Genomic DNA, 12005 nt, shown 5'->3' on the forward strand with positions numbered 1-12005 from the left:
TCAGCATGGCTCGCAGTAACTTCTCCGGTGCGATGCTCGGCCGTCCACCTTTTATGTCCGCTTCGTACATCTCGGCGAACAGTCGATCCATCTTCGCCAGCGCTTCGTTCGCCATCACGCGGATCGAACGCAACGGATGCGACTTTGGGACGAAGTCGTCCAGCTTGCGCATGGAAAACAGACTCTCAGTGAACGTGTCGGCGCCGCGCATGATCTCCAGTGGGCAAGTGGTGGTTCATCTATCAACGCTTCACGAACTCTGCGCGATGACGTGTTTCAGCGGTACTTCAGCAACCTGTTAGGCGTGCTCGACGAAATCCAAAGCCAAGCAACGCATCGCTCGTCCTCACGCGGCAATTACGCTGACGCGCGGGTGCCGGGGAGTGCGTATTTGGAATAGGCAAAGACATCGCTGCTGCACAGATGGACAGCCAGTTCATGACTGGTCTTTTGGCGTCCCTTGATGATTTGCACCCAGCAACATATACATTGCCGGTACGACGAATAGTGTGAACGCAGTGCCGATCGACAGTCCGGTGAAGATCACCAGGCCCATTGCGTTCCGGCCTGCTGCGCCCGCGCCCGAGGCGACGACTAAGGGCAGTACGCCGAGCACCATGGCGACCGTCGTCATGAGGATCGGGCGCAGGCGTGCACCTGCGGCTTCCTCCAAGGCTTCTCGCTTACCGCGGCCCATGCGCTGAAGCTGGTTCGCGAACTGCACGATAAGAATCCCGTGTTTGCTGACGAGCCCCATGAGCGTGACAAGTCCGACCTGCGTATAGATGTTGAGCGTCGAAAAGCCGGTATTGATGAAGACGAGAGCACCGAAGAGCGCCATTGGGACGGATATCAAAATGACTAGCGCATCGCGGAAGCTTTCGAACTGTGCTGAAAGCGCAAGGAACACGATAATCGTTGCGAACGTGAGCGTGACCAGGAAGTTACCAGAATCTTGCATGAACTGGCGCGATAGCCCTGCGTAGTCGGTGTTGTAACCTGCCGGAGCTGCGTCGGTCGTGGATTTACGAAGGAAGTCGAGAACTTCGCCCTGGGAGACGCTAGGTGAGATCACAGCGGAGATCGTTGCCGCATTGAGTTGCTGGAACCGATTGATCGATTCGGGGGCGACCGTTTGCTTCAGGTACGCAACCGTCGACGCCGGAATCATGCTGTCGTCCGGCGTGCGCAAGTAATAGTCGAGTACCTGTGACGGATTCAGTCGATCTATTTGCTGGACTTGCGGAATCACCTTGTATGAGCGGCCAGCGATCGAGAAGTAGTTCGCGTAGTTACCGCCGAGTGCAGCGCCTAGCGCCTGTCCCACATCGCTTTGCGTGAGGCCGAGCGACGCGATCTTGTCGCGGTCAACCGTGACGACGGCTTCAGGCTCGTCGATCCTTAGATCGCTATCGACAAAGAGAAACATGCCACTTTCACGCGCTTTCTGAAGCACGGCTTTCGTCACCTCGTCGAGATTCTCGAAGGGCTCTGTCGTGCTGATCACGAATTGCACGGGGAAACCCTGTGCGCCCGGCAAAGGCGGGAACTGGAACGCGGCGACACGAGCACCAGCAACGCTATTCCACCTCTGCTGAAGGTCCTGTTGTAGGTCGGTTGCGCCTCGTTTCCGCTTGTCCCACGTCTTGAAGAGCACGCCGCCGAAGCCCTGATTCAATGTTGGCAGGCCAGTCAACTGAAACATCTGGGCATACTCGGGCAAGCGCCTCGACATTTCTAATACCTGATCGGCGTATGTCTGCATTTGCTGGACTGTGGCATTAGGCGGCCCCTGGATCAGCGATAGCACGATGCCTTGGTCCTCCTGCGGCGCAAGCTCTGCTTGCGATGTCGAAAAGAGATACACGGTTCCGCAAAGCAGCATAACTCCCATGACGACGAACACGGAAGATGTGTCGAGGGCTGCATGCAAGAGCCGCGCATAGCCGGCATGCACACGATCTAGCTGTCGATTGACGAAAACGGCGAAACGCCCGGACTCGTGCACGTTCCGGAAAATGCGCGAGCACATCATCGGCGACAGGGTTAGCGCAATCACGCCTGACACCGCGACGGCGCTCGCAAGGGTGAACGCAAATTCAGTGAACAGGGCGCCTGTCAGGCCGCCCTGAAAGCCGATAGGCAGATATGCGGCGATCAGCACGGCGGTCATTGCCAGAATCGGGCCGCCAAGCTCGCGCGCGGCGGTTAGCGCGGCTTCCATGGGAGGCTTGCCTTCATTCATGTGGCGGTCGACATTCTCAACGACGATGATCGCATCGTCGACCACGAGCCCAATCGCGAGCACCATCGCGAGTAACGTCAACAGATTGATCGAGTAACCGAGCAACTGCATCATGAAGAACGTGCCAATCAGCGAAAGCGGCATCGCGACCACGGGTACGATGACGGCGCGCAAACGGCCGAAGAAGAGGAAGATAACGGCCGTGACAATCAGTAACGCCTCGACGAGCGTCTTCACTACTTCATCAATCGCGCTGTTGATGAAGTCTGTCGCGTCGTAGACGATATCACCAGCCATCCCCGTCGGGAACTGCTTTTGCAGATCGGGAAACACCGCTTTAACGCGTCTGGCCACATCGAGCACGTTTGCGTCAGGCGCTACCTTGATTCCGATAAACACAGAACGCTTGCCGCCGAATGCGACGCTGGAATCGTAATTGTCCGCGCCTAGCACGACATTGGCAACGTCCTCGAGACGCACTATCACTCCGTTCTTCTGTTTGACAGCCAGTTTCTGAAAGTCCTCCACCGAATGGACATCGGTACGCGCGTTTAGACTAACGCTGGTCATCTGGCCTTTTGTTGTACCGAGTGTCGCGAGGTAGTTATTGTTGCCGAGTGCTGTGTAGACATCAGAAGCAGTGACATTATGCGCTGCGAGCTTGGTTGAATCGAGCCATGCGCGCAATGCGAACTGGCGACCGCCCAGTATCTCCGCGGTCTGCACGCCCTGAATGGAGTCGAGCTTCGGCTTCACGACGCGCAGCAGATAGTCGGTGACATTGTTGGGCGGCAGCACGTCGTTGTAGAAGCCCATATACATCGCGTCGGTGGTCTGACCCACCTGCATCGTCAGCACCGGCTGCTGGGCCTCGCGTGGCAACTGGTTACGCACCGACGCTAACTGTGTATTGATCTCGGTGAGTGCGCGGTTCGGATCATAACTCATGCGTAGCGTCGCGTTGATTGTCGACACGCCCGTGCTGCTTTTCGACGACATGTAGTCAATGCCCTGCACCTGAGCGATGGCGGCCTCCAGCGGCTGCGTGATGAACCCAGCCATTGTGTCGGCGCTCGCCCCGTAATAGGAAGTGGTAAGCGTGACTACGCCCGTCTGGGTCTGGGGATATTCACTGACCTTCAGCGTGGAGAGCGAACGCAAGCCTAGTACGAGGATCAGCAGGCTCAGCACTGAAGCGAGGACCGGCCGGTTGAGAAAAATGTCGGTGAATTTCATCGGGCGGCCTCTCACTGCTCCTGAGGCGTCGGAGCAGGGCTGTCCGCAGGTAGCACACGATTATTGATGACGAGCGGTGTGCCGTTCTGTAGCTTGAGCTGACCGCTCGTGACGACCTGCGCGCCCTCGTCGAGACCCTTCAGGATCGCCACCTGATCGCCGCGCGTGGGCCCCGGCGTCACGAATACCTGTTGCGCCACCGGCATCGTTTCACCGTGCGCGTTTTTGTGCTCGCTCGGTCTAATGACGAATACCGTTGCACCGTACGCATTGTGCGCGATCGCGGTTTGCGGCAAGGTCAGATAGCGCTGCTCGCTACCTACATCGATCTTCACGTTCGCGTACATGCCGGGCAACAGCTTGCGCTCGCGGTTGTCCAGGACGGCTTCGATCTGCACGTTGCGCGTCGTGCTGTCCACGCGCGGATTTATCGCGCGGACTTGGCCGCCGAAGCTGAGGCTCGCAAATGTGCTCGTATTTACGGCGACGTGCTGTCCGGCCTCGAGATGCCCCAGTTGCTCCTGGGGTAGATGAAAGTCGACGTAAATGGGATCGACGGCTTGCAGGGTAACAATTGCGTCCCCCGGGCTGATGTACTGGCCGGGATTAACGGTGGTGATCCCCACGCGTCCTGCGAAAGGTACGCGAATGGTTTTCTTGGCGACGAGCGCAGCTTGCTGTTCGACTTGCGCCCGTTTGCTCTTCAGTTCGGCAGTGTCGGCATCCAACTGCGCTTTTGAGATGGCCTGAATCTCATACTGTGCCTTGTCGCGCGTGTAAACCGTTTGCGAAAGGTCCGCGGCAGCTTGTAGCGATGCGAGCTGTGCGCGATCAGAGTCGTCGTTGAGGCGCAGGAGGACCTGTCCAGCTTTCACATCCTCTCCGGAACTGAATTCGATCTCGCGCACGAGGCCTGCCACTTCTGTCGTCACGTCGACGCCGCGCACCGCGCGCAGGCTGCCCGTGGCGGAAAGCTGTGGCTGCCAAGTCTGATAGCTGACCACAGCTGACGTGACCGTGGCGGCGGCCATGCCATCGCGCATCATGAATTTTTTAATCGTATGCGCTTTGTAAAGATTGAAGCCGATCAGCGTGCCGAGCAGACTGCCCACGCAGATCAGCATGATGATCATCCGTTTTCCTGTTTGTCTTTTCGTCGTCATCGTAGTGTCCTTGCACGGCAAACTCTCGAGGCACAAGCGTCTTTGACGCGCTGGCCGGGAAACGTATGCAGCGCGCAGCAATCGTCATGAGCATTCACTGGGAGCGGAGACCGGCGTTGGCATCCCCCTTCTCGTCATACGCCGTGTCATTCCACCAACCACCACCCAGTGCCTGGAATAACGCGGCTGTATCTGCATAGCGAGCTGCTTGCGCCTGCGCGAGATTCACGACGGCCTGCTGATATTGGCGCTGTGCGTCGAGCAGCGACAGATAGCTGAGTCCGCCGACTCGAAACTGTCCGCGCGCCACATCCAGTGAACTGCTAGCCGCGCGCGAGGCTTCGGTTTGCGCGGCAAGAGCAGCCGCGTCGTGATCGAGTGCGCGCAACGTATCCGCCACATCTTCGAATGCGAGCAGCACGACTTGCCGATATCGCGCGTTGGCCTCGTCAAATGCGGCTTCCGCCGCCCTTTTTTTTGCGGTCAACTGCCCACCATGGAATATTGGTTGGGTGAGTCCCGCGCCGATGTTCCAGATCATGTCGGCATACTTCAGCATGCCAGCCGGCGTTAAAGACTGCGGGCCGTAATTCGCGGAGAGCATGAGTTGTGGGTAGAGGTTTGCCGTGGCGACTCCGACCTCGGCGCTCGCCTGGTGCAGCACGGCATCGGCGGCCAAAATATCCGGCCGCTGCCGGACCAGCGAGGAAGGCAGACTGACCGGCAAGGTTTGCGGCAGCGTGAACATCGACATCGTGAATTCGGGCACACCTGTTTCGCTCGGTAATCTGCCCGAAAGCACGGCAAGCTGGTGTCGAGTCCGATCAAGCGACTGCCGCAGCAACGGTAGCGTCGCCCGTGTTTGCGCGACTAACGTCTCTTGCGCGAGCACGGCAATCCGGTCCACACCGCCGAACTCGAATTGCTTGCGCAGAACGCCAAGCTGCGTCTCCTCGTCGGCTACAATGTTCTCGGTCGCGCTGATCTGCTCACGCAGCGACGCTTCCTTGACGGCAGTCGTGACGATGTTTGCCGACAGTGCGAGGTAGGCGCCTTGCAGCTGAAAGCGCTCAAAATCGACCTGCGCGCCCAGCGATTCGAGCTCGCGCCGAACACCACCAAAAAGATCCAGATCATACGAAACACTTACTGATGCGTTGTATAGAGTCAGTATTTTGTTGACGTTGGGCTGCCCCAACGTCGCGCCGTTCAGCTTTTCACGTAGAGCGTTGAGCTTGGCATCGACAGATGGGTAGAGTGCGCTCCCTGCTTGTGCGCGCAGATCCTCGGCGGCCCGGCGTAGCGCGGCACTGGCTGCTGCGATCGTTGGGCTGTGTTTAAGTGCTTCGCTTATCAGCGTGTTGAGCGGCTCGCAGCGATAGAGCGTCCACCATTGAGCAGGCAGGTCGCCGCCGGCCGCAAACCGCTGCTCAAGTCCCGCTTCGCCCTGCGACGATGCCGTGCGATCAGGTAAAGGCGTTGGTGTGTAACGCTGAATGGTGGGTGGCGCTGGAGGGTGGTATTCGGGGCCGACCGTGCAGCTGGCCAGCGAGCCGAGCAGTGGAAACACTCCAGCGATTACTGCGGCGCGCATGACAACCCGGCCTGTTGTGTAGTGAAAAGCTACTGCGCAAGATTGCGGACGCAAACGTGCACGACCGGAGCTGCAATGGACCTCGTCATTCATCTATCTACCTGGCTTGCGAGCGATGAGTGTTGTCAATATTTGGATGCAGAACTCCCCCTGTTTCAACGGTGTTGCTGCGAAGCGTGTATGCAATCACGAATGATGGCAACGGTCAGAACTGTGGAGCCAATTCAGGACCATTTCGGCACCTTCGTCGACGGACTTACAACATGTCTCAATCAAGACGTCTGGATCCGTCGGCTCCTCATACGGGGAGTCGATGCCAGTGAAGCGCTGGATTGCGCCGCGCCTTGCCAGCCGATACAACCCTTTAGGGTCACGGGCCTCCGCCGCGGCTAAACTCGCGTGAACATGGATTTCGGCGAAATTATGGCTGCCCGCCGTAGACCGGGCGAGTTCCCTATCGCGGCGGAACGGCGAGATGAGGCATACCAACACTACGATGCCGGCGTCGGCCATTAATTTTGCGACCTCCGCGACGCGCCGTACGTTCTCGTGACGGTCTGCATCGGTAAAGCCAAGGTCTCTGCATAGACCGAGCCTGACGGAGTCGCCGTCAAGAATGTAGGTGAGTCGGCCGGCTGTATGGAGACGCGCCTCCACGGTGTCAGCAATAGCCGACTTTCCCGCGGCTGATAGGCCGGTAAACCAGAGAATGGCCGGTGTTTGCCGAAGCAAGCGTGCTCTTGCCTCCGGGGGAACCCGGAAGCCGTGCGCATACAACTCTGAAGTCGAAGGCTCATTCGCCATACTTGCCTACTTAGATCGGTGCGGTCGGGGTATGAGCTTGCGCTCACTTGTTGCGGCATTGCGGTGAAGATCCCAATTCATGCAACCCGAAAAGATTCCGGTTCGTCGACTGTCGCCGATATCTCATTTCTGCATGTCTTGGTGAATAGAAGACCATTGCACCAAACGTGTTCGACACCTCCCCATTCACACGCCGACGCAGCATCGGGAAAAAAGCCTCGTCCCAGGTGGTTGGCGCTGGTGTTGCACAGCAAGGGAAGGCCTGTGAGCTTCTCGTATTCGATTAGCAGCTGCGCTACAGGGTGTTCGGATGACCTTGCAATGGTCTGCAATCGCGCAGAACCATCGAGATGCACGACGGCAGGTATCCTGTCCCGCCATTCGTCGCGTGTTTGATGATCGAACAGCATGTAGGGATCTGGAGTGCCTGGGAGAAATACAGCAGGCGCCCGGTCTTCAAGACATATAGGCGCCACAGGACGGAAATATTCCCGATGCTTGACATCGTTGAGAAGAGCCTTCATGCTCGGCAAAGTCGCAGCGGCGAGAATACTTCTCGCCCCAAGTGCTCGGGGGCCCAGCTCGGCGCGTCCGGAAAGGAAAACGACGGGCCTATTTTCGGCGAGAATATGTGCAAGTTCAGCTAGGGAACAAGGTGACGCAGACCAGCCGGGCGCTCGGTTGCCCGTTTTCATTGCGGGGCCGCTATATACCGACCACTCTAACGGCATGAAGCCCTCGTTCGCGGCTATTGCGCAGCATGCGGTGCCGATCGCCGAACCGCTGTCGTTCGGAAAGGGTGGAATCCAGGTAGCATCGAACAAGCCACTTGCGCGTAATGCACTGTTCCATTTGATATTGAGTCCGCATCCGCCGGATATGCACAGGTTGCGCGGCCCAGGAATACAATGGCGCCGCAGAGCCTTTTCCATTTCGCGGACGAGTAGGCGCTCGAGGAAAGTATGGAAAGAGGCGAGTACGTCTTCGGGAGGTTTAGCCTGCAGCTCCGGCACGCATGCGTGGAAGAAATTGCGTATCGCTGCGAGCGACGTACTCGGAAGGTGGAGATTCTGGCGATAGTTTCGCGCAAGTTCTGTGTCGCCTGCAAAGCGTTCAAGGTAAAGATGGCGAAATATAGCAACGATTTCTTCGTCGACTGACCCCAAGGCGATGTATGCCATTAGCTTTCCGGCCACTCCCAGGTCCCACTCCGCACCCGCCGCCTTTGCGTACGGCCCGAAATGATGTCCGGCCGCCGCATACATTTGACCGATGATGGGGAACAGCTGGTCAATGAGCCGCACGTCGTCGCGTCCTACATGGTACAACCGTGGCACCATGCCGCCATCCCACACCAGGCATAACGCAGGTTGCCCAAGTTGTGCGAACGGACTCGTGCAGTATGCGGCGGCGACATGGCCGGACACGTGGGGGTAGCTCCTGTACCGATATGACTTGCCACCGATCAGCAGCCCAGTGCCGTCGACCGAAGCCAGAAGATCGCCGTTTTTTCGTTCCGTATAGGGGGCACCCTCGAGGACGATTGGGGTGGGGCCGCTCAGCACCTGAAACTGCGACGTGACTTCGCCGTCCCAGCCGTCGATCACAAATTCGTCGATGTCGTCAGTCCGTAGACCGTGCTCGGCTAATGCCGTTTCAATTGCATCGAGGTTCCGTATATCGTGATATCTCGGATTGTTGTCCCGCTTCTCCTGTTCGATGCAAAAAAGGAGCGTTCCATCTTCGACAACGGCGATTGCTGCGTCGTGTGTCAGCTTGAGGCCACAGATGCGCATGGTATCTTTCACCCTAGCGAGGGAAATCTGATTGATGGGAAAAATGCACTGCCTTCTGGAAGCGTGCGAGCAGGCAATCCTCATTGGACGACTGGCCGACGCACTCGACTCGCTCAATCTCGGTGAACCGTTCGTTTAGCATCTTCAGCACCGTTTCAGCACCAGCAATATGTCCCCAGCGTTGACAATTGGCGTCCCGTGCTGAACCGAATATCAACTGGCCGTCAGGCGCGAGTACGCATGCCAGTTTGCGGATAGCATCCCGCACTTCGGCGATGTCGGCGAGATAGTAGAAAACCTCCGCGACTACGATCAGTTCGAACCGCTCTGCGCTGGAAAAGTGCTGGACGTCTGCAACGATCCAGTTCACGTTCGGAGGGTAATTTAGCCGCCTGCGTGTCCTCGCAAGCGCTTGCGGCATCACATCCATCACGGTGAGCCGCTCACAGTATGGCGCCAATTTCTCTGTGAACGCGCCCCCCGCACATCCGACCTCAAGAGCATGGGCAACGGGACCTTTAGCGAGCGATAATCGAAGCATGTGCATATGACGCTCATGCTCGAACGGACTACTGTCCAGTTGCCACGGATCGTCCGCGTCCAACTCCCGACGCAACAAGTCAAAATGCGTTACGTTTTTCAATTTAGCTTACCTGAGAGTGTGCGTTCAAATCTCGTTGCAGGACAGATCGAGCCGCTGACCGCGTGTCTGGTGCAGATGCAGGCGAGTCATAGCTCAGGGCCATTGCGTTCGATTTCAGTCCCGTGCGGCCACTCACTCATACCCCTATCAATCGGCAAAATCACCGCCAGTACATCTTCAACACGTGTTGCGGGCAAATCGAGGTGAACGTTGGGAAGCGTTGAACGGACGCGAACCCCCGAGATGATGGTTCCCATTCCATGTCGACATAACCTGGTGAAGTGGTTCTTCAAAGCATGGCGGACGGTGGCGAATGCGAATGGCACGCGAAGCTCCTGCAATACAGGATACATCGCGCGAATGGATTGGCTGATTCCGAGCCCCTCTAGGTCTGGCCGCACTCCATACAGACCCAGTTCTGCCACCAGCACGTCGGTTGCGCCAACCTTGATGAAGCGGCGCAACGAACCCATGTGCGCCGCCACACCTTGCGAATCGTAGGCGATGGCGCGGAGTTCGGGCCTCGCCCCGGCCCAACTTCGACCGCCGTCGAACGGCTTTGCATTGAACGGTCCGGTTGGACCATACGTTGTCCGGAAAAACTGGGCCAATTCGAGATGATCGGAAAGCTGGAGCTCATTCTCCCAGCACAGTTTCCACTGCACCTTTGAGGACATGGAAAGTTACCTTATTCAGTTGCGTTTACGCGCAACCCGTGGCGTGTGATTGCCCAGAAGGCGGAAGCATCGCATTCGGGATTTTGCGCCAGTAGGAAACGCAAAGATCGTAAAATGAATCTTTAGATAGCAGCCTTGTTAGAAGGATAGATTTGGTGCTGTTTCTATGGAAATGAACATGGGCGAACATGGGTCATGTGATCACGAGAAAGTCCATCCCACGCTGTTTCAAAAAATCTCTCATACGGCCCGCGAGTGAAGTGACCTTTCAACTCTTCGAAGTTGAGTACGGTTTGCTCCAGGGGCCGTACTTCCTGCCTTTGAAGCGCCGTCCTGTGAGAGCAGGGATGCACGGAAGTCCCAAGGAACGTCTGCACGGCTTCCATGCATCCGGCGGGGTCATCGAGGAGGTTTTCATAGTCTATTGAAAGCAGATTCTCTGGCGCAAAAGAGTCGACGACTTGACGATGAAAATCGTCTGCAGCTTTGAAGTAGGCTTCGCATAATTCAATAGTCAACGCGACCTGCGGAGGCGGAGCTGATCCATTGTCCGAACCGTACTTCAGCCATTCACCACTTTGTCTCGCTTGCACCAGGGATCGCAGAGATTCCAGCGTATTCCTGCGGACTACAAGCATCGCCTTCAGGCATGGCCACCGTGCCAATTCTTCAAAGAACCCGGGGCGTTCCTGAAATTGCGGCTGATTGATCTTGCAACCGATATGCGTGGCGTACGCCTTTCCCTTTTGGACCGGATAGCGAAGATAGGCAAGTTCGAGAAGTTCCCGATTGCTGCACCTAAACCGGTTGGTGTCAGGCCAATTGGTGTCGTGGGTGTTGAGCAACTCGCCATTGCTCAAAACGTTCGGATGAGCATTCAGCAGTTCTTCCAGATAGTGAGTGCCGGTTCTGGGCATCCCGAGAATCACGAACGGCTGAGTTTTCGGCATGAAGTGGGTCATGGCGTGCATTTAATTAGGTTGAAAGCGGTGGTTCGGATGTAGCCCCAGTCCGGCGCTTATCACAAAACTGCTTCTGAGGCGCAACGCCGTCAGCGTCAAGACATCAGGCGGCGCCGGACCAGTGTCGCAGACAGGAAAAACGGCAGTACTGTGTAGACACAAAGCACGCTCAGATGCAGCCCCATGTCGCCGACCGGACGTGCAAGCATCGCCGGACGGATCAATTCAACGGAGTGGGCAAGCGGCAGGAACTGTGCAAGGTATTGAAGCGCGACAGGCAGTTGGCCCTCAGGGAAGACGACACCACTCAGGAACAACATGGGCGTAAGCACAAGCGTCTGGTAGAAAACGAAATAGTCATAACTCGGCGCGATTGCGACGAGTACCATTGCCACGCTCGCGAAAGCGAGGCCAGTGAGAAAAACGACAGGGATCACAGATACGATGCTCGAAAACGCCGCGTAACCGAGCGTCGCCGCAACCACCATCACGGCGGAGCCCGCGAGAAGGGCTTTTGTAGCGGCCCATGCCAATTCGCCAAGAATAACATCGCCAATTGTCAGTTGGGTGCAGAGCACGGCTTCCCACATGCGCTGAACTTGCATGCGAGCGAAGGCAGCGTAAATCGTTTCAAAAGTCGCTGAGGTCATGGCGCTTGTCGCAACCATTCCAGCCGCTAGGAACGCAATGTAAGGAGCGCCGTCGATGTGACCTATCATTATTCCGACGCCGAAGCCGAGACCAAACAGGTACATCATCGGGTCCGCCAGGTTGCCGAGAAGGGAGATAAGTGCCGCTTTTCTCCACGCCAGATAATTGCGCCGCCATACAGTGCGCCAGTTCCAAGCGTTGCCGGGTAGGGCTATCATAAACTCTTCGCGCATT

9 protein-coding genes and 1 pseudogene are annotated in these 12005 nt (G+C 57.3%); all 10 read right to left on the bottom strand.

The window, feature by feature from the left end; genetic code table 11:
* Positions 1–211, bottom strand: a pseudogene (locus tag M3A49_RS38955) (IS5/IS1182 family transposase); the annotation flags it as partial.
* Positions 212–436: 225 nt separating this feature from the next.
* A complete protein-coding gene (locus M3A49_RS38960) occupies positions 437–3481 on the bottom strand; it encodes an efflux RND transporter permease subunit (RefSeq protein WP_266233563.1) in 3045 nt (1014 codons plus the stop codon).
* Positions 3482–3492: 11 nt separating this feature from the next.
* A complete protein-coding gene (locus M3A49_RS38965) occupies positions 3493–4644 on the bottom strand; it encodes an efflux RND transporter periplasmic adaptor subunit (RefSeq protein ID WP_266233564.1) in 1152 nt (383 codons plus the stop codon).
* 94 nt (positions 4645–4738) lie between these two features.
* Positions 4739–6238 (bottom strand): efflux transporter outer membrane subunit, encoded by a 1500-nt coding sequence (locus tag M3A49_RS38970; protein WP_266233565.1) that lies wholly within the window; start codon positions 6236–6238, stop codon positions 4739–4741.
* A gap of 186 nt (positions 6239–6424) precedes the next feature.
* Positions 6425–7042, bottom strand: coding sequence for an adenylyl-sulfate kinase (cysC, locus tag M3A49_RS38975; RefSeq protein ID WP_266233566.1), 618 nt, complete (start codon positions 7040–7042; stop codon positions 6425–6427).
* A gap of 77 nt (positions 7043–7119) precedes the next feature.
* A complete protein-coding gene (gene nodU, locus M3A49_RS38980) occupies positions 7120–8838 on the bottom strand; it encodes a nodulation protein NodU (protein WP_266233567.1) in 1719 nt (572 codons plus the stop codon).
* 13 nt (positions 8839–8851) lie between these two features.
* Positions 8852–9481, bottom strand: coding sequence for a nodulation methyltransferase NodS (gene nodS / locus M3A49_RS38985; protein WP_266233568.1), 630 nt, complete (start codon positions 9479–9481; stop codon positions 8852–8854).
* 86 nt (positions 9482–9567) lie between these two features.
* A complete protein-coding gene (locus M3A49_RS38990) occupies positions 9568–10158 on the bottom strand; it encodes a NodA family N-acyltransferase (RefSeq protein ID WP_266233569.1) in 591 nt (196 codons plus the stop codon).
* Positions 10159–10322: 164 nt separating this feature from the next.
* Positions 10323–11108, bottom strand: coding sequence for a sulfotransferase (locus tag M3A49_RS38995; protein ID WP_323183495.1), 786 nt, complete (start codon positions 11106–11108; stop codon positions 10323–10325).
* Between the two features lie 107 nt (positions 11109–11215).
* A complete protein-coding gene (locus tag M3A49_RS39000; protein WP_266233570.1) occupies positions 11216–12004 on the bottom strand; it encodes an ABC transporter permease in 789 nt (262 codons plus the stop codon).
* Position 12005 lies beyond the last annotated feature (1 nt).

Source organism: Paraburkholderia sp. CNPSo 3076 (assembly GCF_026343935.1).
GTDB lineage: Bacteria > Pseudomonadota > Gammaproteobacteria > Burkholderiales > Burkholderiaceae > Paraburkholderia > Paraburkholderia nodosa.

What these genes read in the sequence shown, in the direction of transcription:
- M3A49_RS38960 (WP_266233563.1), bottom strand. Translation starts at nt 3,481, where the DNA reads ATGAAATTCACCGACATTTTTCTCAACCGGCCGGTCCTCGCTTCAGTG.
- M3A49_RS38965 (WP_266233564.1), bottom strand. Translation starts at nt 4,644, where the DNA reads ATGACGACGAAAAGACAAACAGGAAAACGGATGATCATCATGCTGATC.
- M3A49_RS38970 (WP_266233565.1), bottom strand. Translation starts at nt 6,238, where the DNA reads ATGCGCGCCGCAGTAATCGCTGGAGTGTTTCCACTGCTCGGCTCGCTG.
- cysC (WP_266233566.1), bottom strand. Translation starts at nt 7,042, where the DNA reads ATGGCGAATGAGCCTTCGACTTCAGAGTTGTATGCGCACGGCTTCCGG.
- nodU (WP_266233567.1), bottom strand. Translation starts at nt 8,838, where the DNA reads ATGCGCATCTGTGGCCTCAAGCTGACACACGACGCAGCAATCGCCGTT.
- M3A49_RS38990 (WP_266233569.1), bottom strand. Translation starts at nt 10,158, where the DNA reads ATGTCCTCAAAGGTGCAGTGGAAACTGTGCTGGGAGAATGAGCTCCAG.
- M3A49_RS38995 (WP_323183495.1), bottom strand. Translation starts at nt 11,108, where the DNA reads ATGCCGAAAACTCAGCCGTTCGTGATTCTCGGGATGCCCAGAACCGGC.
- M3A49_RS39000 (WP_266233570.1), bottom strand. Translation starts at nt 12,004, where the DNA reads ATGCGCGAAGAGTTTATGATAGCCCTACCCGGCAACGCTTGGAACTGG.